At 64.9% G+C, this 21,757-nt stretch carries 17 protein-coding genes; 9 read left to right on the top strand and 8 right to left on the bottom strand.

Annotated elements, in window-relative coordinates; translation table 11 throughout:
* The first annotated feature begins 44 nt into the window (after positions 1-44).
* Genes J3S28_RS00190 through J3S28_RS00175 form a run of 4 tightly spaced genes read left to right on the top strand, consistent with a single transcriptional unit; the run spans position 45 to position 4,803 of the window.
* The gene (locus tag J3S28_RS00190; RefSeq protein ID WP_207835493.1) at positions 45-1,724 is read left to right on the top strand and encodes an AMP-binding protein; all 1,680 of its coding nucleotides are present in this window, start codon (positions 45-47) and stop codon (positions 1,722-1,724) included.
* Between the two features lie 7 nt (positions 1,725-1,731).
* Positions 1,732-2,514 (top strand): enoyl-CoA hydratase-related protein, encoded by a 783-nt coding sequence (locus tag J3S28_RS00185; RefSeq protein WP_207835489.1) that lies wholly within the window; start codon positions 1,732-1,734, stop codon positions 2,512-2,514.
* Complete coding sequence (locus tag J3S28_RS00180) at positions 2,511-3,737, top strand: acyl-CoA dehydrogenase family protein (protein ID WP_207835487.1); 1,227 nt, start codon at positions 2,511-2,513, stop codon at positions 3,735-3,737. The genes J3S28_RS00185 and J3S28_RS00180 overlap by 4 nt, the downstream gene beginning before the upstream one ends.
* 10 nt (positions 3,738-3,747) lie before the next feature.
* Complete coding sequence (locus tag J3S28_RS00175) at positions 3,748-4,803, top strand: acyl-CoA dehydrogenase family protein (RefSeq protein WP_207835467.1); 1,056 nt, start codon at positions 3,748-3,750, stop codon at positions 4,801-4,803.
* A gap of 99 nt (positions 4,804-4,902) precedes the next feature.
* Here J3S28_RS00175 and J3S28_RS00170 read toward each other — a convergent pair whose 3' ends face one another.
* The gene (locus J3S28_RS00170; protein WP_207835456.1) at positions 4,903-5,742 is read right to left on the bottom strand and encodes a mycofactocin-coupled SDR family oxidoreductase; all 840 of its coding nucleotides are present in this window, start codon (positions 5,740-5,742) and stop codon (positions 4,903-4,905) included.
* Positions 5,743-5,799: 57 nt separating this feature from the next.
* Positions 5,800-9,183 (bottom strand): pyruvate carboxylase, encoded by a 3,384-nt coding sequence (locus J3S28_RS00165; RefSeq protein ID WP_207835454.1) that lies wholly within the window; start codon positions 9,181-9,183, stop codon positions 5,800-5,802.
* Between the two features lie 277 nt (positions 9,184-9,460).
* Between J3S28_RS00165 and J3S28_RS28665 the strand changes: the two genes are divergently transcribed.
* From J3S28_RS28665 to J3S28_RS00145, 4 genes are read left to right on the top strand one after another with little or no spacing between them, the layout of a single operon-like run.
* Positions 9,461-11,200 (top strand): PEP-utilizing enzyme, encoded by a 1,740-nt coding sequence (locus J3S28_RS28665; protein ID WP_207835452.1) that lies wholly within the window; start codon positions 9,461-9,463, stop codon positions 11,198-11,200.
* Positions 11,200-12,147: a TIGR03619 family F420-dependent LLM class oxidoreductase gene (locus J3S28_RS00155; RefSeq protein WP_207835449.1), complete on the top strand. Its 948-nt coding sequence runs from the start codon at positions 11,200-11,202 to the stop codon at positions 12,145-12,147. Before J3S28_RS28665 ends, J3S28_RS00155 begins: the two co-directional genes overlap by 1 nt.
* The gene (locus tag J3S28_RS00150; protein WP_207835446.1) at positions 12,144-13,250 is read left to right on the top strand and encodes a zinc-binding dehydrogenase; all 1,107 of its coding nucleotides are present in this window, start codon (positions 12,144-12,146) and stop codon (positions 13,248-13,250) included. The genes J3S28_RS00155 and J3S28_RS00150 overlap by 4 nt, the downstream gene beginning before the upstream one ends.
* Positions 13,247-14,017 (top strand): SDR family NAD(P)-dependent oxidoreductase, encoded by a 771-nt coding sequence (locus J3S28_RS00145; protein ID WP_207835444.1) that lies wholly within the window; start codon positions 13,247-13,249, stop codon positions 14,015-14,017. Before J3S28_RS00150 ends, J3S28_RS00145 begins: the two co-directional genes overlap by 4 nt.
* A 135-nt stretch (positions 14,018-14,152) precedes the next feature.
* Here J3S28_RS00145 and J3S28_RS00140 read toward each other — a convergent pair whose 3' ends face one another.
* The 6 genes from J3S28_RS00140 to J3S28_RS00115 form a co-directional block, all read right to left on the bottom strand.
* On the bottom strand, positions 14,153-15,226 hold the full coding sequence (locus J3S28_RS00140; RefSeq protein ID WP_307796697.1) for a zinc-dependent alcohol dehydrogenase: 1,074 nt from the start codon (positions 15,224-15,226) through the stop codon (positions 14,153-14,155).
* Positions 15,223-16,191, bottom strand: coding sequence for a TIGR03621 family F420-dependent LLM class oxidoreductase (locus tag J3S28_RS00135; protein ID WP_207835442.1), 969 nt, complete (start codon positions 16,189-16,191; stop codon positions 15,223-15,225). Before J3S28_RS00135 ends, J3S28_RS00140 begins: the two co-directional genes overlap by 4 nt.
* Before the next feature lie 29 nt (positions 16,192-16,220).
* Complete coding sequence (locus J3S28_RS00130) at positions 16,221-17,063, bottom strand: sugar phosphate isomerase/epimerase family protein (protein WP_307796696.1); 843 nt, start codon at positions 17,061-17,063, stop codon at positions 16,221-16,223.
* A gap of 93 nt (positions 17,064-17,156) precedes the next feature.
* Entirely contained in the window at positions 17,157-18,281 is a 1,125-nt protein-coding gene (locus J3S28_RS00125; RefSeq protein ID WP_207835439.1) for a sugar ABC transporter substrate-binding protein, read from the bottom strand.
* Between the two features lie 103 nt (positions 18,282-18,384).
* A complete protein-coding gene (locus tag J3S28_RS00120; protein WP_207835436.1) occupies positions 18,385-19,413 on the bottom strand; it encodes an ABC transporter permease in 1,029 nt (342 codons plus the stop codon).
* Between the two features lie 29 nt (positions 19,414-19,442).
* On the bottom strand, positions 19,443-20,966 hold the full coding sequence (locus J3S28_RS00115; protein ID WP_207835433.1) for a sugar ABC transporter ATP-binding protein: 1,524 nt from the start codon (positions 20,964-20,966) through the stop codon (positions 19,443-19,445).
* Positions 20,967-21,223: 257 nt separating this feature from the next.
* On the opposite strand from J3S28_RS00115, the gene J3S28_RS00110 reads away from it, so the two are divergent.
* Positions 21,224-21,748 (top strand): VOC family protein, encoded by a 525-nt coding sequence (locus J3S28_RS00110; RefSeq protein ID WP_207835431.1) that lies wholly within the window; start codon positions 21,224-21,226, stop codon positions 21,746-21,748.
* Positions 21,749-21,757: the final 9 nt, after the last annotated feature.

The following is a 21,757-nucleotide window of genomic DNA, read 5'->3' as shown; positions in this document are numbered from 1 at the left end:
TAGCCGATGTCAGAAAAGTACGCGGCGCAGGACAGGAGGTAGCCATGTTGCCAACACGGCCACCGAATGCTGAACTCGCGCAGTCGTTTCGCGATGGCGGGTACTGGGTTGACCAGCCGATCGGCCATTTTCTCACCCGCGCGGCCCAGCGCTATCCCATGGCGACAGCGGTGGTCGACGGCGACCGACGGCTGACCTTCGCCGAGGTCGACCTACAAGCAACGCGATTGGCGGCCGCACTGCAAGCCCGTGGGGTCACCCCGGACGACGTGGTGTCTTTTCAGCTTCCCAACTGCGCAGAAGCGGTCATCGTCTTCCAAGCCGTGATGAAGATCGGTGCCGTCGCCAACCCGATCGTGCCCATCTACCGCTCCCGCGAACTACGCTTCATCCTCGGTCAGTCCCGGGCCAAGGTCGTGTTCATCCCGGCCGAGCTCCGCGGCGCCGATGTCGGCGAGATGTACCGGGGCCTCGCTGCCGCCCTACCCGACCTCGAATGGATCATCTCGCTCGGCGACGCCTCCGGCGCCGGAAGTCTTGCCGTCACCTGGACCGACCTCATGAGCTCGGTCACGACGCCGATGATCAGCAAGACCCGGGCCATCGCACCTCCGGTTGCCGACGACGTCTGCCTGTTGCTGTACACCTCGGGCACCACCGCCGATCCCAAAGGGGCGCTGCACAGCCACAACACGTTGGTCTACGAAAACCGCTCGATGATCGACTGGTTCGGTCTCAACGAGACCGACGTGATCTTCAACCCTTCACCGGTCACCCACGTCACCGGTATCAACTGCGCCTTGATTCTCCCCTTTTTACTCGGCGCACCCGTTGTCCTGCAGGACGTGTGGGATCCCGCGGTTGCCTTGCAGCGCATCGTCACTGAACGCGGCAGCTTCATGATCTTCTCCACGCCGTTTCTTCGTGGGCTGCTCGACGTTGCCGTAACAACAGGCACACCGACCCCCTCGATCCGGTACATCGTCTGCGGCGGTGCCAACATCCCTGACGCACTCACCGCTGCGGCCACCGAACGACTCGGGACGGTGGTGCGGATGTATGGCGCCACCGAGGGCCCGTCGGTCAGCACCGCCGACCGCCTGGATCCGCTGTATCTCCGGATAAACACCGACGGGCGGCCGATCGGTCCGACCGAACTCCTGGTGTCCGACGGCAAGGGTGGCCTCGCGCAGACCGGTGACGTCGGCGAGATCATGTGGCGCGGCCCCGACACCTTCCTCGGGTACCTCGAATCCTCCCTCAATGCAGATGCTTTCACGCCAGATGGATTCTTTCGAACCGGCGATCTGGGCCGGTTCGACAGCAGCGGCGGCATCCATGTCGTCGGTCGTATCAAGGACATCATCAACCGGTCGGGCGAGAAGATCAGTGCCCACGACGTCGAGAATCAGCTCAGCGAACACCCTGCTGTCGTCGAGGTCGCTGTCGTCGCCGGACCGGACCCCCGGACGGGAGAACGCGGCTGCGCGTTCGTCGTGACCCGCGACCATCGCGACCTCACCCTCGGAGAGGTCCACTCATTCCTGCTCGACCGAGAGATCGCGGTCCAGAAGATTCCGGAGAGCGTCTTCGTGGTCGATTCGCTGCCGAAGACCGCCAGCGGCAAGGTGCAGAAGTTTGCGCTCCGCGACTGGACCCGCGATCGGAATGCGCTTCCACCGCAGATGTCGGCGATGAAGTTCGCCGCGACACATGAGAAATAGAGGCCGAATGACTGTTCAGACGCCTGGGATCGAACACCTCGTCGTCACCGAGCCGGAATCGGGTATTGCACTCGTCGAACTCGCACGCGGCAAGGTGAACGCGATCGACACGCAGATGTATCACGAGATCGCCGAGGTCTTCGACGCCCTGTCCGACAATCAGGACATCCGGGCCGTCGTACTCACCGGCCGGGGCCGGATCTTCTGTGCAGGAAACGATCTCGGCAACTTTCGGGTGATGGATGCGGTCAGCGGCGACGTCGAGATGCGCAGCGTGCGACGCGCACTCTTCGGGCTGTACGACTGCGCGCTGCCAGTCATTGCTGCGATCAACGGTCCCGCTCTCGGCAGCGGTCTCGCTTTGGCCTCGCTCAGCGACATCGTCGTCGCCTCCGACCGGGCGACGTTCGGCCTGCCGGAAATGGGCGTCGGCGTACTGGGTGGAGGCCGGTTCACCGCCAGGATGCTTCCGCAACAGGCGATGCGCCGCATGTTCTTCACCGCCGAACCCGTCGACGCCGAGACCCTGCGCAGCTGGGGTGCCCCGATCGACGTGGTGCCCCACGACGACCTCCTCGAGGTCGCGATGTCGCGGGCGCGCGTCATCGCCGCGAAGAGCCGATATGCGCTGACCCTCGCGAAGCAGTCGTTGAACGGATGCGAAGACGTCGACCTCAAGCGTGGCTACGAACTCGAACAGACCTTTACCGTCCGCCTATCCGAACACCCCGACTCCAAGAAGGCCGTCGAGGCCAGGATCGCGGAGATGGCGAAAGGAAAGAAGCCATGACGCCGGCACCCGGTTCGGGCGAAGCACAGGTCATCGACCTGGACGCGTTCTCAGAGAAGTGCGTTGCCTGGCTCGATGAGCACCTCGACCGGCGGGAGAGCGAATCGACGGTCGCCCCAGACCCCAATTATGCGATCTTCCACAACCACACCCACGACGAGGAACGGGCACTGATCGACGCCGCGCGGGACTGGCAGCGGCGCAGGGTCGACGCCGGATTCGGCGCGATCACCTGGGGTTCTGAGTGGGGTGGTGCAGGCCTCACGGCGAGCCACGAACGAGTGTACGTAGGCCTCGAGCGGCAATACAACACACCAGACCGTCACGAGACCGTGCTGGTCACTGTCGAATTGGTGGCGCCGACCCTGCACGTGCTGGGTACCGAGGACCAGAAGAAACACTTCGTCAGACCTTTCCTGCGGACCGACCTCCTGTGCTGCCAGCTGTTCTCGGAGCCGGGTGCAGGATCGGATCTCGCCGGCCTCTCGACCAAGGCCGTGAAGTCCGGCGACACCTGGCGGGTCAACGGGCAGAAGGTCTGGAGCTCGGGCGCGCAGTTCTCTGAGTGGGGCCTGCTCATCGCCCGCACCGACACCACCGTCGCCAAACACCGTGGGATGACGGCGTTCATGGTGCCGATGGACGCGCCGGGGGTCGACGTACGTCCCATTCGACAGAGCTCTGGCGGTTCGACCTTCAACGAGGTCTTCCTCACCGACGTCGAACTCCCGGACTCGCTGCGCATCGGTGCCGAGGGCGACGGTTGGAAGGTCGCGCTCACAACGCTTGGATTCGAACGCAATTCGAGCGCCGGCATCGTCAGCGCCGGCGGCAACAGCGCCGACCTCGTGCGGCTGGCCAAGAGCATGGGCATCACCGACGACCCCCTGGTACGACAGCAACTAGCAGACGCCGTGATCTACGAGCGCGCCTCGGCGCTGATGGTGGCTCGGTACGCTGAACGTGAGCAATCGGGAGCCGTTCCTGGAGTAGAGGGGTCGATCGGCAAGCTCGTCTGGACCCAGAATCTCAAGCGGATCGGCGACGCTGCCGCGTCGTTCCTCGGGCCGAAAATCCTCGCCGACACCGGAGAACTGAACACGTTCGCGTGGACCGAACATCTCCTGGGCGCGCCCGGCTATCGCATCGCCGGCGGCTCGGACGAGATACAGCGAAACATCATCGGCGAACGCGGGCTCGGCCTGCCCCGCGAACCACGTTAGGAGCTCGGCAATGCCACTCGAATTGACGGTCGAACAACGCGATCTCGAATCCAGTCTCCGGTCGTCACTGGCACGGACCGCAGCGGGCGACGACGTCTGGAGCGCCTTGCTGGAGATGGGACTGACCGAGGTCCCGTTCCCGGAGACCTACGGTGGAGCCGGATTCACCTTGAAGGACACCGCGGTGGTGATGGCCGAGCTGGGTAGATCACTCGGTGCCGCACCGTACTTCTCGTCGGTGATCCTGGCGGGTTTCACCCTGCTGCATGCGGGTTCGGAAGACGCCAGGGCACAACATCTGCCGACCATCGCGGACGGCAGCGTGACCGCCGCACTCGTGACCGGTTACCCCTTTGCGACGTCGTCGATCACGGCGTCCGGTGGTGACGGAGACACGCTCGTCCTCGATGGCGCGCAGGAAGCCGTGGTCTCCGGTGCAGACGCCGACCTGCTCGTCGTGGTCGCCGACGGGTCGTCCGGTCCGGAGTTGGCGATCATCGCCGGTGACGCCGACGGCGTGGTCCGCACCGCACGCGAATCCCTCGACTTCACCAGACCACTCGCACGTGTGGAGTTCACAGCGGCGCCGGCCCAGCGCATCGGCGGCGATGATCTCGCGGCAGGTCTGGCGAAGGCGCAGGCCGTTGCGATCACCGCACTCGCCGCCGAGCAGGTGGGGGCGGCGCGCGCTTGCCTCGAGATGTCCGTGGAGTACGCCACGACCCGGCACCAGTTCGGTCGGGCCATCGGATCGTTCCAGTCGATCAAGCATCGGCTCACCGACATGCTCGTCGCGATCGAACTCGCGGAGGCCGCGGTGCTCGATGCGGCCGAGGCGGACACCCGCAGTCACAACGAACTGTCCGTCGCTGCAGCGACCGCCCGGGTGCTGGCCTCACGGGCCGCAACCTTCGCGGCAGAGGAGTCCGTCCAGATCCACGGCGGCATCGGGTTCACCTGGGAACACCCGCTGCACAGGTACTTCCGTCGTGCCAAGACGAGCGAACTACTCTTCGGCAACACCGCCGTGCACGCCGAGACGGTTGCTGCCGCGCTCGTGAGCTGAACCAAACGATCCACCTATACGAAGACGAGCCACCTGTAGGTGGCTCGTCTTAGTATTTCCGGCTCGTTTGTGCTGTGGAGCAGGAGTATCAGGGTTTCATCACGGCTTGTTCACCGCGCCCGCATCGACGGAATACTGCGACGCCGTCACGTAACGCGCCTCGTCGGAGGCCAGCCAGGCCACTAGGTTGCTCACGTCGCGAGGGTCGATCCATGGAACCGGAAGCAGGTTGGTCACCTTCATCGCCTCGGCGGCGGCCTCGCGAGTGGGATTCGGGTCGTCCGGGGAGAACAATCCCCAGGTTCGTTCGTTTTGGATCATCGGGGTATCCACACCGGTCGGGTGCACCGTGTTGACCCGGATGCCGAAGGGGCCGAGTTCCTGCGCGAGACTCTTCATCAACCCGACCACGCCGTGCTTGCTCGCCGTGTAGTGCGGCGCATTTGCGTAGCCTTGCATTCCGGCAGTGGAGCTGGTCAGCAGGATGACGCCGGCACCCCGCTTCTTGAGGTGCGGGATGGCGGCGTGCGCTGTGAAGAAGACACCGGTCAGATTGATGTCCAGGACGTCACGCCATGCCTCTTCCGGCATGCCGTCGGCGTCATGACTGATGAAGATGCCGGCGTTGGCCAGAACGATGTCCAAACCCCCCAGTGCAGCAACGCCTTCGTCGAGAGCGGCGGTGAGCGCCGAGAGGTCACGGACATCCACCTCCCGCGCCACAATGCGTCTGTCCAGACCCTCGACCAGGCGCACGGTCTCCGCGAGGTCGGAGGGATCCGCCAGCGAATAGAACGGCGTCACGCTCTCGATCGGCCGACAGATGTCGATCGCGATGATGTCCGCGCCTTCTTCGGCAAGACGAATCGCGTGCGAACGTCCCTGTCCTCGTGCAGCTCCCGTGATGAAGGCGACTTTGCCCTCGAACCGACCGGTCATGTGTTCTCACTCCTTCGGATTGTTGGTCACGGGCGACATCGCGCCCGCACCCTTGATCTAGCCGACGACGAGCAGCAGGTCTCCACCGTCGACCTGTGCGCCCCGGCTGATGGGGATCCTGGTCACGACGCCCGCCTTGGTGGCAGTGATGGTCGCTTCCATCTTCATTGCCTCGATCGAACCCACCGATTCGCCCTGCGCGATGGTGTCGCCCTCTTTTACCGACAGCGTCACCACCCCGGTGAACGGCGCCGGTAGATGTCCGGGGTCGGTACGGTCGGCCCTCTCAGCCGAACGTGTGGTCGTCTCGATGCTCCGATCGCGAATCTGGACCGGACGCAGCTGACCGTTGAGGATGCACAGGACGTTGCGCATCCCGTTCGCGTCCGGGTCGGAGATCGCCTCGAGACCGATGAGCAGTTCCACGCCCTTTTCGAGCTGCACCCGGTGCTCCTCGTCCTGCCGCAGACCGTAGAAATACTGGTTGGTCGACAGCTGCGAGGTGTCGCCGTAGTTGTCGCGGTGCGACTCGAACTCGGCGGTCGGCCCCGGGAACAGCAACCGGTTCAAAGCCTCTCGCCGCTCGCGCGACCCGGCGCCGAGTGCGGTGGTGTCCGCCTCGGTCAGCGGGACGGTCGCGCGGGGCTCTGCGCGACCGGCCAGCGCACGAGAGCGCAAGGGTTCGGGCCAGCCACCGGCAGGTTCACCCAGGTCTCCGCGCAGGAAGTCGATCACCGACGCTGGGATGTCGTAGCCGGCGGGGTCGGCCTCGAAGTCAGCCGCCGTGGCATCCGCACCAACCAGCGACAACGCCAGATCTCCGACGACCTTCGACGACGGCGTCACCTTGATCAGGCGGCCGAGGATCCGGTCGGCACCCGCGTAGGCCGCTTCGATGTCCTCGAAGCGGTGGGCAAGGCCGAGAGCATCGGCCTGCTGACGCAGATTGGACAGCTGGCCACCGGGGATCTCGTGCGTGTAGACCCGCCCGGTGGGTGCCGGAAGTCCGGATTCGAAAGGTGCATACGCAGATCGCACTGCTGCCCAATAGGGTTCGAGATCACAGACAGCGGTGAGGTCGAGTCCGGTCGCGCGGTCGGTGTGGTCGGTCGCGGCGACGATGGCCGACAACGCAGGCTGGCTGGTGGTACCGGCGAGCGCTGCGCTGGCGCCGTCCACGGCATCGACACCCGCCTGCCAGGCGGCGTAGTAGGTCGCGAGCTGACCACCCGGCGTGTCGTGGGTGTGCAGGTGCACCGGGAGGTCGAAACGTGAACGCAACGCGGTGACCAATGTGGACGCCGCGGCGGGACGAAGCAGACCGGCCATGTCCTTGATGGCCAGGACATGCGCACCTGCCTCGACCAACTGCTCTGCGAGTCGCAGATAGTAGTCCAGCGTGTACAGCGTCTCGCGTGGATCGGCGAGGTCGCCGGTGTACGACATCGCCACTTCGGCAACGGCCGTCCCGGTCTCCAGGACCGCGTCGATTGCCGGACGCATCTGATCGATGTTGTTGAGCGCGTCGAAGATCCGGAAGATGTCGACGCCGGTGTCGGTCGCCTCGCGGACGAACGCGTGGGTGACCTCGTCCGGGTATGCCGTGTACCCGACGGTGTTACGGCCGCGCAGCAGCATCTGCAGGCAGATGTTCGGCATCTCTGCGCGGAGCGCGGCGAGACGTTCCCACGGATCCTCGTGCAAGAAGCGCAACGCGACGTCGTAGGTCGCGCCGCCCCAGGCCTCGACGGACAACAACCGCGGGGTCAAACGCGCGACATGCGGCGCGACGGTGACGAGATCGCGGGTGCGGACCCGGGTCGCGAGCAGGGACTGGTGGGCATCGCGGAAGGTCGTGTCGGTGACGGCCAGCGCGGTGGCGGCTCTGAGATCGGCCGCGAACCCGCCCGGACCCAGCCGGAGGAGCCGGTCCCGGGACCCCGGTTCGGGGCGGGCAGCCAGATCGACGGTCGGCAACTTGTCGATCGCGTACACCGACGTGGGGCGTTCCCCGTGAGGCCGGTTGACCGTGATATCCGCCAGATAGCGCAGGATCTTGGTGCCGCGGTCTGCAGAGACGTTCTGCGTCAACAACTCGGGATGCTCTTCGATGAACGTCGTCGTGACGTTCCACGCGAGGAAATCCGGATTGTCCAGGACCGCTTGCAGGAAGGGGATGTTCGTCGAGACGCCGCGCACGCGGAACTCGGCGATCGCTCGCCGCGACCGCGCGCAGGCCGTCGCGAAGTCGCGACCGCGGCAGGTGAGTTTGACCAGCATCGAGTCGAAGTGCGACCCGATCTCCGAGCCGACACCCACGCTGCCGTCGAGGCGCACCCCGGATCCGCCGGGGGTTCGATAAGCCGTGACCCGGCCGGTGTCCGGCCGGAAGCCATTGGTCGGATCTTCCGTGGTGATGCGGCATTGCATGGCAGCACCGCGGATCTCGATCGACTCCTGCGTCAGTCCGAGGTCGGCGAGGGTCTCACCGGAGGCGATCCGCAGCTGCGAGCCCACCAGATCGACATCGGTGATCTCCTCGGTGACGGTGTGCTCCACCTGGATCCGCGGATTCATCTCGATGAACACGTAGTTGCCGAACGGGTCGAGGAGGAACTCGACGGTTCCCGCGCAGGTGTAGCCGATGTGCCGGGCGAACGTGACGGCATCAGCGCAGATTCGTTGCCGGAGTTCGGGATCCAGTCCTGGGGCGGGTGCGACCTCGACCACCTTCTGGTGCCGTCGCTGTAGTGAGCAATCCCGTTCGTACAGGTGGATCACGTCTCCGGTGGCGTCGGCAAGTATCTGTACCTCGATGTGCCGGGGATCGACGACCGCCTGCTCGAGGAACACCGTACCGTCGCCGAACGCGGTCTTCGCCTCCCGCGATGCCGCCTCGATCGATTCGCGTAATTGCTCCGGCCCGGCGACGCGGCGCATCCCGCGCCCTCCACCGCCGGCCACCGCTTTGACGAACAGCGGGAATCGCATCTCGGCGGCCGCGTCGATCAGCGCCTCCACGTCGTCGGAGGGCGCCGACGAGGCGAGCACCGGGAGACCCGCCGCGCGAGCGGCGGCGATGGCCTGGGACTTGTCACCCGTCAACTCCAGTATCTGCGCCGACGGACCGACGAACACGATGCCCTCGGCCTCACAGGCGGCCGCCAAGCCGGCGTTCTCCGAGAGAAACCCGTACCCCGGGTACACCGCATCGGCACCGGAACGCTTCGCTGCCGCGATGATCTCGGAGACTGAGAGGTAGGCACGGACCGGGTGCCCCGTCTCACCGATCTGATAGGACTCGAACGCCTTCGCCCGGTGCGCGGAGTTCCGGTCCTCATAGGGAAAGACCGCAACGGTCGAAGCGCCCAGTTCGACGGCGGCACGGAATGCTCGGACCGCGATCTCTCCGCGATTGGCTACGAGGACTTTCGAGAACATGGCGTTCCTCCGAACAAGGGGTCATGGCGGATACGGGTCATGGCGGAATGACGAAGAACACCTCGCGGGCTCGGCGAGGCGTGGAACAGGGGATGTGAGCTGAGTCTCCCACATTTCGAACCAACTTACTAGATGACTCGTAAAGTTACTGGACGAGCGCGTCTGCAGAGAAAAGATCGCCAACTTGCTGCGCAATATCTCTGTACATGTTTCTATTGTGCCGATGTTTCTATAGTGTGACTTGAAATACAGTCCTACAGCACCTCGAGGAGGACTCGTGAGCAACGAGCAAAACGCCGACAGCTGGATCACCGACTGGGAGTACAGCGAGCGGTACCCCGTGTACACGCGTGCCAACGCGGGAGAGGTGCTGCCGGACCCGTCGAGTCCCCTGAATGTCAGCCTCGTCTGGAACAAGGGCCTCAACATCGGCTGGCGTGAGGGATACGTCGAGCATCTCGGCACCCACCTGGCGTCGGAGCTCGACGAGGTGATGCCCGAGACGCTCGGCAACTTCGGTGGCTACCACTTCACGAACTTCTCGGCGACCGAACTCAACGGTGCCCGCCTGCCCGGAATGACCGTTCCGGAATGGAACCGGTTGTGGGTCGGCGACCACCCGGACCTTCCCGACTACGTGGAAAAGCCCGGCCACGCCAACGCAGAACTCACCGCGCGTCTAGCGGAGAAGAGCGCCTGGGCTCTGACAACGGACGAGTTCCCCGAGGCGGAGGAGACCAAGCGACGGGCCGACCAGGCCCGGGCGAACCGGCCTGACCTGAACACGCTGAACGATCAGCAGTTGGTCGATCACGCACGGTCATTCGTCCCCGACCTGATCTTCTGCTACGCCTACCACCCGGTGACCACCACACTCTCGACCGTCGGACCTGCGGTCGCGGGCGCCCTGCTGGCATCGATCGGTGAAGCCGACAAACTCGGCGACCTGCTCAGCGGTCTCGGTGGTGTCGATTCGGCCGCACCGTCGTTCGCACTGTGGAACATGGGCCGGTTGGTTGCGGGCTCCGACGAGTTGACCGCGCTGTTCGACAACGGCCTCGCCACCCTGCTCGACGCCGTAGACGCGAGCGGCTCCCCCGACGCCAAGCAGTTCCGGACGGACTTCGACGACTTCCTCTACAAATACGGTTCGCGCGCGCCCAACGAATGGGACATCCGTTCGGACAGCTGGGAGTCGAAGCCTGTTCTCGCCCTGCTCGCGATCAATGGGATGCGGTTGAGTCCGGACTCTTCCGACCCCGAGCTGATCCGGCAGCGCAACGAGACGAAGCGAATCGCCCTGACCGCCGAACTCGCAGCCAAGATGCCCGACGAACAGACGCGACAGAGCTTCCTCGACGCCGCGAAGTCGATCACCCGGTTCATGCCGTGGCGAGAGCGCACCAAGACCGCCTGCGTGAAGGTGATGGGTGAGATGCGCACAGCCCTTTACGAATTGGGCCACCGGATGGTCGCGCGAGGGGTCATGGAAGACCACCACGACGTCACGATGCTGCTCGCCGATGAACTGGACGCCTTCGCTGCCGATCCCGAGTCCTTCAAGGAGACCATCGCGCAACGGCGCGAGCAGTATCTCGCACTGTTCGACCTCGAGCCTCCGTTCTTCCTGTTCGAGCCGCTGCCGCTGTCGCAGTGGCCCAAGCGGACCGAGCACAAAGCACAGATCGCCGTCCCCGGCGAATCCATCGCCGGGGTGTCCGGGGCACCCGGTGTGAGCCGCGGCCGCGCCCGGATCCTGCACGATCCCTACGACGCCGAGCACCTCGAAGAGGGCGACATCATCATTGCGCCCCAGACGGATCCGGCCTGGACTCCGTTGTTCGTCTTCGCAGGCGGCGTCGTGGTCAACGTGGGCTCGACCATCACGCACTCGTCCATCGTCTGTCGCGAATTGGGAATTCCCTGCGCGGTGTCGGTGCAGGATGCCACCGCGCGCATCCCCGACGGTGCGATGGTCGAGGTAGACGGCAACACCGGAACAGTGACGGTGCTCTAGTGGTCGAGATCGGTCTGACCCTCCCGCAGCTCGGTGAACATGTCGACGCCGGTGCGATCCGGGCCTTCGCGACCTCGGCCGAAGAACTCGGCTTCGCCAGCTTGTGGGTGCAGGAGCACCTGTTCTACCCGGAGGCGAACGAGTCGATCTACGGCGGACGGCACACCACCAGCGTCCACCCCGCGTACCGCTCGGTACTCGGGGCCACCGAGCTGATGGCCTTTGTCGCCGCCTGTACCGAGAAGGCGATGATCGGCAGCAGCATCCTCGTCGCGGGCTACCACCGTCCGGTCGAACTGGCGCAACGTCTTTCGACGCTCGATGTACTGTCGGGCGGCCGACTCGTCGCGGGCCTCGGGGCAGGCTGGTCCGACGAGGAGCACAGCCAGATGGACGTCGACCCGCGCACGCGTGGTCGACGGATGAGCGAACTCGTCAACGCGGTGCAGGCCTGTTGGGGTCCCGATCCGGTCGAGTTCTCCGGGGAGTTCTTCTCCATCCCGCGGTCGGTGATCCGCCCTAAACCGCTGCAGCAACCACACCCGCCACTGCTGTCCGGTTTGCGATCGGTGGCCGGATTGGCCCGCACCGCAGCACTGTTCGACATCTGGAACCCCAGCAGCGGGACCGTGGAGGCCTTGCAGCAACAACTCGACACGATGGCGGGGCTGCGTGCCGATGATGCTGCACCGGTCCGATTGTTCCTGCGCTCCTATCTGCAGCGGCCCACCGACGCCGTCGGCTCCGGCGGACACGGCATCGAGGGTGTCCGCGGCGATCTCCGTACCGCGGTCGCAGCGGGGGCCGAGCAGTTCATCGTGGAGATAAACTTCTGGGACGAGATGCGATCCACCCGGGACTGGGCGGAGGCGCCGGCCCGGCTGGCCTCGCTACTCGAGACCGCCGAAGAACTCTCGACCGACATTTCGAAAGCGAGTGTGTTGTGAAGGCAGCAGTATTCGACGGCACCAGCCCGTCGCTGACGATCGAAGACATCCCACGGCCCGAGCCCCGGCGCGGCGAGATCCTGCTGAAGGTGACCGCCTGCGGCGTCTGCCACACCGACCTGCATGTGCTCAAGTCCGAGGTCAAGTTCCCGGTCCCGGCAGTACTCGGTCACGAAGTGTCCGGTGTCGTCGAGCAGACCGGCGAAGGAGTGGACAACGTCGCCGTCGGCGATCGCGTCGTCTGTAGCTTCATCATGCCGTGCGGCGATTGCCGGCACTGCGTCAGCGGCAAAGAGGACCTCTGCGAGAAGTTTTTCGCGCACAACCGCTTGAACGGCACTCTCTATGACGGCGAGACGCGACTGGGCCGCGAAGACGGTACGCCACTGGCGATGTACTCCATGGGAGGACTGGCCGAATACTGCGTCGTGCCCGCATCCGACGCCTTCAAGGTTCCCGAAGGAGTCGGTCTCGGTGAGGTCTCGATCCTCGGTTGCAGCTCGTTCACCGCACTCGGTGCGATCAACAACGCCGAACTCGTCCTGGGCGACCGGATCGCGGTCATCGCAGCCGGTGGGGTCGGATCGTCGATCGTGCAGTTCGCGGTCGCGTCCGGCGTTTCGCAGATCATCGCGATCGACATCGACGACGAGAAGCTGAAAGCCGTTGCGGCACTCGGTGCCACCCACACCATCAATTCCCGGGACACCGACGTGGTCGCCGAGGTCAAGGCCCTCACCGACGGTCACGGGGTCGACGTCGCGTTCGAGGCCCTCGGCAACAAACACACCTTCGCCACCGCACTGGACATCCTCGACGACGGCGGCCGGGCAGTAGTGGTCGGTATCGCACCCGCTGGCAGCGTGGGAGAGATCGACCTGGCCCGACTGGTCCGGCGCAAGCTGGAGATCCACGGTTCCTACGGCGCCAAGGCCCGCACGGACATGCCTGCCCTGCTTCGCCTGGTCTCAGGCGGGATCGTCGAGCCCGAACGCGTCATCACCCGCCGGTACACGCTGGATCAAGCCGACGAGGCGTATCAGGCGCTGGCCCGCGGTGAGATCATCGGGCGCGCGATCATCGAGATGGCCTCATCACAATGACGGAGAGGGGCATTGTTGCTGTTGTCACTGGCGCGGCGTCCGGTATCGGCCGGGCCGCCGTCGAGATCATTCTCGAGCGCGGCGGGTCGGTGGTCGCCTTCGATATGACCTCGGAGTCGCTGGATTGGTTGGCGGGCAACGACAGCGCGGTGCCGTTCGTCGGCGACGTCACCTGCGATGTCGACAACCGCGCCGCCATCGAGCTCGCCGAGGAGTCGTTCGGCCGGCTCGATGCCTTGATCCTCAATGCCGGCGTACCGGCCTCCGGATCCATCGAGACCCTCGACATGGAGGTCTTCGACCGCTCGATCAACGTCAACCTGCGCGCTGTGGCGCTCGGTGTGCGCGAATCGATTCCGGCGTTCCGGCGCAACGGTGGCGGCTCGGTGGTCATCACCGCATCCGCGACTGCGATGGGAGGCGAACCCAATCGCTGGCCTTATGCCGCCGCGAAGGCAGGCGTGGTCAACCTGGCGCGTTCGTTCGCCATCGATCTCGCGAACGACAAGATCCGGGTCAACACCGTCTGCCCCGGTCCGATCAGTACCGGCATGACCAAACGCATCGAAGAGAACACCCCGGAGCGGTATCAGTCGCTCGCGTCGATGGTCCCTCTGCAACGGTGGGGGACCGCCCGTGAGGTCGGGGAGGTCATCGCCTTCCTGGCCTCACCCCTGGCGTCGTTCGTCACGGGAGCAGCGATACCCGTCGACGGCGGAGCGACCTGCGGCAGCGGGCAAACGATCCCGATTCCCGCACCCGCCTGACCTCCCGCCGAGCGTGCCGATAACGCCGTCGAGCGTGCCGAAGTTTCACAACTTTGGCACGCTCGATGGTCGGTAAGGCACGGTCGACGGTTGTAAAGGCACGGTCGACGGTGCCTGCCCGACCGCAGGCACGGACTACCTGGTCGGGTCGACCAGGACCTTGGCGTGTTCGCTGGTACCCGAATCGAGCTCTCGGAACATCGCCACCAGATCGCCCAGCCCAATCGTGCCGGTGTGCAGCGACTTCACGTCGATACGTCCGTCCGCGATCAGCCGCATGGTGGCCGCGAAGTCTTCGTGGGAGTACGCGAGCGATCCTATGACGGTCAGCTCCCGGCTCTGCCAATCCCCATAACTCACGGATGAATCGGTGCCCGGGTACCCGAGTAGCGCGAGGGTTCCGCCGCGCCTGACCAGTTCGGCCGAGGGCTGCAGCAGCGCCGCGACGCCGGTGCATTCGAAGAGTACGTCCGCGCCGAGGCCGTTCGTGGCCTTGGCGAGCAACGCCGGAAGGTCGGCAGGCTCGACCACGTCGGTGAAGCCGAGCGCGGTCGCTGCCGCCCGGCGCGGAGCCGACGGTTCGCTGATGATGAGTCTGCCCGCACCACCGGTGCGAGCGTGTTGTGCGGTGAGCAGGCCGATCGGTCCTGCGCCCTGGACCACGACGGTCGACCCGAACCGCATCTGCGCTCGCCGGACCGCGTGGAACGTCACCGTGGCCGGTTCCATCAACGCCGCTTCCTCATCGGACAGCTCATCGAGTACCGGAATTGCCCGTCGCGCAGAAACTTTCAGCTTTGTCGCGAAACCGCCGTGGGTCGGCGCATCGTCGGTGATGCCGTTGGCTTCGGCGAAGGCGAGGTCGCAGTTGGGCGCGTGACCGGCACGGCACTGTGCGCAGACACCGCACGCAGGTCCGACCCCGGCGATCACTCGCTGGCCTACCTGCAGTGTCGTGACATCGTCGCCCACCGCGGCGACAGTGCCCATCCACTCGTGTCCGAATACCGCAGGCGGCAACGCCGCAGAGGCGTATCCGTGGGTGTCGGTGGCACAGATACCGCAGAACCCGATGTCGACGATGACACCATCCGGCGCCGGTACCGGTTCGGCCTCGACAACGGTCTCGGCGACTTCTGGGGCGATCATGTGGACGAACTTGTTCTCGACAGTTGTCCCCGTGGTCTCGGAATCCATGGCTGCCGTCACTTCCCGGTCATGCGCTCGACGATGGGCGCAAATTGTTCGTAAGCCCGATCACCAATCGTAAAGTACGAGAATCCGAACTCTTCACGACGTTGTTCGAGCTGATCACAGATGTCGTCGACCGAGCCGACGAGCGCGTGCGGGAAGGCCCGGAGCTCGGCGCGTGAGAAGCCCGTGCGCTCGATCAACGCCTCCTCGGTGACATCGGTCTGACCCTCGATGGCGACGAAGTAGGCGCCCGTCTCGAGTTCGACGTCGGCCATTCGATCTCCCGCCCCGCCGCGTACCCAGCCCAGCTTCCTGTGGGTCTCGTCGACGGTCGAGGTGAGCACGCTGTCGGAGCCGAGCACACCCGACCGGTTGTTGAAGTTGATGCTCACGATGTCGGCGGTTCTGCCTGCCAGCGTCAGGACCCGCCGCGCTCCACCTCCGATCATGATCGGGGGTGTGATCTCGGGGACCGGCAGTGGCAAGAAGCTGTGCGCCTTCACGAACGTCCCGTCGACCTTGATCTCGTTTCCGGCGAGGTACTGGGTGATCAGCTCGACGGTTTCCTCGAGCCGGTCCACGCGCAGACCCGCCGACGGGAAGTCAATGCCCATCGCGTCGTATTCGGAGCCGAGCCACCCTGCGCCGAGCCCGATCTCGATCCGGTCTGGTGCGAACATCGACAGCGTCGCAGCCTCTTTCGCCAACACCACCGGTTCGTGGTAGCTGGTGCAGAACATGCGGCAGCCGATCTTCAGCGTGTCGGTGACCTCGGCGGCGACGGCCATGCTCGTGATGGGCGCCATCGTCACCGGGCGGTGCCCGGTCGGGTCGAGTGCGGCACCCGGCCCGATGTAGTGATCGGACACATGCAAGGCCGAATAGCCCATGTCTTCGACCCTGTGCGCGACGTCGCGCCATTCCTGTCCGGTGTTTGCCCGATACACCTGGGCAGCGAACCTGAAGGGTTTCTTAGTCATGACTACAGTTTCTCATTTTTCGTCGGTTTTCACGAGGCCGGGCTCGGAGTTCGCACAACCTGCTCCAAGACCTGACGTGCTGCTCGGCCGAGGTCGGCGGTCCACCCGCGCGGGTCGGTGACAGACCGCGCAGAAGGCGCCTCCACACTGACCGCGGCGGTAGCCGGGAGCCTCTGCAACAGCTCCACCAGTGGCAATACCCCCGATCCCGGCGCGAGGCGATCGGTCCGGGCCTCCGTGATCGCCGCGTTGTGATCGGCGGCAGGTTCGGCGGTGGGAGCGTCGCAGAGTTGGCAATACGGCAGCAGCTCTGGTGCGATCACGTCGAGTTCGGACCACTGGGACCCCGCACGCGAGAAGTGCAGTGCGTCGACGAGGAGTCCCGCATCCGAGTTCCGGGCATCCATCACGAACTCCGCGGCGGCAGTCATGTCTCGGACCGACGAGAAAACCATGGGCTCCAGGCAGGTTCGGAGTCCGTACTCCCGCGACAGCTCTGCCAGGTCGGCGAAGTTGTCGGTGGCCCGGGGGTAGTCGTCGTCGAGGACGGTGACCAGTAGGTAGCTCGCGTCGAGCTCGGCTCCTGCCTCGAGGACCGGCAACCAATCAGACCGGGAGCTGCCGGGGTGCAGTTTGACCACCTCGACGTCGAGCACCCGCATCCCGTTGTCCGACAGAGCGATCTTCGTGTCACGCAGAAGAGCCGAACCCGCAGGCAGCTGAAATCCGCGGTCCTGCGGTGTCTGCGCCACCCGTAGCCCGACCGCGTCGAATCCGCCGTGTGCGGCATTGTCGATGAACCGCGGCGGGGATACACCTATCGAGGACAGGTGCGAGAGGGACATGATGCGTTGTGCTCGGTTGTCTTTCACTCTTGCTCCGGTTTCATCGGTTCTCTCCAGGAAAGACAACACTGCCCGGGCGGTCACGCGCGGCCCGGGCAGTGTCATCTCATCCGGTCTCGCTTACTTGAGCCACAGGGCCTTGAACTGGTCTTGGTAGTCCTCGACACCCACGTAGAAGCCGGTTTCCGGGTCCAGCACCGCTGCCTCGATGTTGTCCTTGTTGAGCAACTGGGTAGGCAGGAATGCGTCGTCGGCAGGCTTCAGGTCGTCACCGTTGAACTCGCGGGCGAGCATGTCCAGCACGCGCCACCCCAGGATCTGTACCGGGAACCCGACCCAGACGCTGTTGTCCCCGTCTTTGAGCGACTTCAGGTTGTCCGGGGTGGGGGTCTGACCCGCGAAGGTCACCTGGTCCTGCAGTCCGGCACCGCGCAGGGCGGCGTCCACACCGAGCACGAGGTCTCCGAAGGAGAAGACCGCGTAGTTGATGGACGGATCGCGCTGCAGGGTACTGACCACGCTTTGCGGGGTCTTGGTGCCCAGATCGGTCACCTGCTGATTGACCAGATCCACCTTGCAATCCGGGCACTGCGCCTTCATCTGCGCGGTGAACGCGTCGGTGAACACATTCAGGATCGGGTAGTCGGTGATGGAGAAGACCGCGACGTTGGCGTCGCCTTCGCTCTCGGCCACGACCTGGCTGGCGACCATCTTGCCCCACTCCTGGACCTGAGCGGTGCCGTCGAGTGACGTGGAGATGACACCCGGAATGGGTTCGTCACCAACACTGTCGGCGATCACGACGATGCCGGCGTTCTTGGCCGATTCGATCTGCTTCGCCAGCATCGACACGGGTGTGCCCGAGAAGTGGATGGCGTCCGGCTTCAGTGCGATGGCCTGATCCATGGCCTTCGGGGCCGCTTCGGCGTCGGTTCCCATCAGAATGCGCTGATAGCGCCAGCCCAGCAAGTCGGCCGCTTGCTGGATCGCATCGTCCTTGGCGCTCGAGATCGGTTGGGGTGTCTCGATACTGATGACATACTTGCCCGCTGCGGGAGCCTTGCTCAACGGCGTGTCGAGAACGAGATTCGTCGGTGCCGCCTCGTACTGGTCTGCCACCGCCTGCGCACCGGACACGTCGGCCGCTTGGCCGGTGCCCCCATCGTCAGAGCTGCTACACGCTGTCGCGAACAGACTCGCGGCGACCACGGCGACGAACGCCTTTGTCCATCGGGTTGTCTTCACTGGGATTCCTCTCGGGTGTTGGCTCTCTGCAGAGCCATTGACTGAAGTAGATGCTTGAGCTGGAAGGGGTCACAGAGGGAATGGTCGTTGATCGTGGAGATGCTCACACGCGTCGAGCGGTGCGTGCGGCGAGTGCGACGGCGATGATCAGCGCCAGGCCGTTGAAGAGGTCGTTGACGTAACTCGGAGCCCCGGCGAGCTGCAGACCCTTGACACCGGTGGCCAGCAGGTAGATCGCGATGAGCGTTCCGAGGACGTTCACCCGGCCGGCGCGGATCTGCGTCGAACCCAGGAAGACCGCCGAGAACGCCGGGAGCAGATAGGAGGGCCCGATGTCGGGTGCTGCGGTACCCAGCTTCGCAGCCAAGATCACACCCGTCAGCGCAGCAACAGTGGCCGATGTGACCAAGGCGCCGAACATGATTCGCTCGACCCGGAGACCGGCGAGCCGTGCTGCCTGGCGGTTTCCGCCGGTCGCGTAGAGGTAGCGGCCCAGGGGTGTCTTCTCCAGCACCACGTACATCACCGCCGCGACGGCGATCATGTAGAAGAACGGAAGGGGCAGTCCCAGGAACGGCTTGCTACCCATGTCCAGGAATCCGTCGGTGAAGCCTTCGGTGATCTGCTTACCGTCTGTCACGAAATAGGTACCTGCCAGCAGGATGCTGGACATACCAAGGGTTGCGATGAACGAGTCGACGTTGAGCTTGACCACCACGAAGCCGTTCACCGCACCGATGAGAGCGCCACACAGCAGGGTGCTGAGGATCGCGATCGGTGCTGCGATTCCCTGCGAGAGTTGGTACGACACCATCGCCACGGAGAACCCCATCACCCCCGCGATCGAGAGGTCGAAGACTCCTGCCGCGAGCGGCACGATCAGGCCGATCGCCAGCATCGCGGTGATGGCCTGATCGCCCGCGATGATGCGGAAGTTGCCCTCGGTCAGGAACAGGTCGGGAATCCAGATGGCGAACAGCACGATGATGGCGACCCATACGTACAGTCCGCTGAAACGGTCGAGACCGAGGTTGATCTTGCGTCCCTTGGTCTTCTCCGGGAGGAAGTCTCCGCCGCCCGGGGGCGGGCCCTTCGGGGCTGTCGCCGCGGCGTCGGTCGATTGTGTTGTCATGGTGTTCCTTTCGCACATAGCACGGGGGCTCAGGCCTCGGCGCGAGCTGGCTTCTTGAGAGTCGAGGCGGTCAACCGGTCGGGGTCGATCCGAGGGCGGGAGAGATCGTCGACCACGCAGCCGGCCGACAGCACGATCACGCGATCGCAGAGGCGGGTGAGTTCGCCGTGATCGGTGGAGACCACCAGCACTGCGGCCCCGGATTGTGCGGCGTCGTCGACCAGCGTGTGGATGTCGGCCTTCGCGCCGATGTCGACACCCTGGGTGGGCTCGTCGAGCAGGAGTACGCGAGGTTTGCGGCGCAGCCATCGGGCCAGCACCACCTTCTGCTGGTTGCCACCACTGAGGGTGCCGAGATGGCGTTCGGTGTTGCCGGAGGGCCGCACTCCGAGCTTCTCGAGCCATGTTGCGACGTCGGACTTCTCACGCTTGATCCGCAGCATGCCACCTTTGGTGTAAGCCCAGGGGTCGGCGACCGAGACGTTCTCACGAAGGGAGGCGGTGGCGAAGGCGGCGTTGCTCAGCCGCTCGGCCGGCACACAACCCACCCCCGCTGCCATCGCGAGGTCGGGACGTCCGTCCTCCACCGTCTTGCCGTCGACAACAACAGTGCCACCTCTGGTCTCGGCACCGAAGAGTGCGGGCACGATCTGCTCGCGGCCCGACCCGGTGATCCCGGCGATCCCGAGCACCTCGCCCGATCGGATCGAGAAGTCGAAGTCTTTCACGGCACCGCAGGAGAACCCACGCACCTCGAGGACAGGATCTCCCGCGGTGTCGGTCGTCTCGTCGGGTTCGGCGAGGAACTCTTCGACTCGGCGGCCGATCATGAGTTCCACGAGTCCCGGCTCGTCGAGCCCTTCCAGGCTGCGGGTGGTGACGATGTTGCCGTCGCGCATGACCGTCACGCTGTCGCACAGCGAGAAGACCTCGCCCAGGTGATGCGAGACGAAGAGCACCGCCACTCCGCGGTCCCGGATCCTGCGAACCAGGTCGAAGAGCCGAACAGCCTCGGCTGCAGGTAGGTTCGCGGTCGGCTCGTCGAGAACCAGGATGTTCGTCGCGCCCGACCGATCCTGTACGGCGCGGGCGATCGCAAGCATCGTTCGTTCGCTCATGCTCAGTGCGGACGCGAGCTTCTTGAGATCGATGTCGAAGCCCAGTTCGGCGAGGGCCGCCTTGGCCTGCGCGCGTTCGGCCTTGAAGTCGATCGTGCCGATGGACCTGGTCTGGTAGCCGTGTCCGAGAGCCAGGTTGTCGACGACGTCGAGGCTTTCCACCAGCCCCAGCTCCTGATGTACGAAGCGCAGCCCGGCTGCTTCTCCACTCCCGGGGACACCGAGGTTCAGTTCGCTACCTGCGACGACGATCTTTGCTCCGTCGTCCGGATCATGGTATCCGGCAAGAACTTTGATGAGTGTGGATTTTCCGCATCCGTTCTGTCCGACCAAACCGCGAATTTCACCGGGTGCGAGGACGAGAGTCACATCATTGAGTGCTCGCTGACCGCCGAAAGTCTTGGAAAGACCGCTGATACTGAGCGCGTCTGTCATGAAGGCCTACCTACGTGAGGTGAGTTACTTGAACCATTGTTTTGTTACCTACGTCATACTGAACTATGTACATGGATAAGTCCAGCGATCCGGCAAACTCGTTATAATTGCCTCTCACGTGCACACTTACCGCCAAAGCGTCCACCGCAGGCTCCGGTTCCCAGCAATCCAGATTCGAAGCCGGCCCGATCTATCTATAGTCGTCAAAAAGTTAGCGAACGCCCAGACGAGCGCTCGCCCGAGCAGAGAGGGCTGCGATGGAGACCGAGTATTCCCCTGGCGCGGTCGTCCAGATCGCCTACATCGTCGATGACGTGCGGACCGCGGCTCATGACTTCGCGTCCCGGACCGGTGCCGGGCCGTTCTTCGTGCGACGCAACCCGGTCACGTCAGCACTCGGTCCGGACGGGGCCGAGGGCTCCTTCGATCACTCCTCCGCGTACGGACAGTGGGGACACATCCAAGTCGAACTGGTCGAGGTACACAGCGCGGAGCCGGCAGTGTTCGCGCAGACAACGTTGTCACGCAACCAGATTCATCACGTCGCGATCATGGTGTCATCGTTCGACGACCAGCAGCGCCAGTTCACCGCCAACGGGTGGCCGGCCGTGCTGACCGCAACCACCCCGAACGGCAACAATTTCGCCTTCCACGATGCCCGTGCACAACTCGGACACCTGGTGGAGATATACGAACCGCGCCCGACGATCCTCGCGCTCTACCGCACGGTCGCGGACGCGGCCGTCGACTGGGACGGCCGCGACCCGGTCCGCGATATGTAGACGCTCCGA

This window comes from Williamsia soli, from assembly GCF_017377795.1.
GTDB lineage: Bacteria > Actinomycetota > Actinomycetes > Mycobacteriales > Mycobacteriaceae > Williamsia > Williamsia soli.
This window is presented reverse-complemented; position numbering and strand designations above follow the sequence as displayed.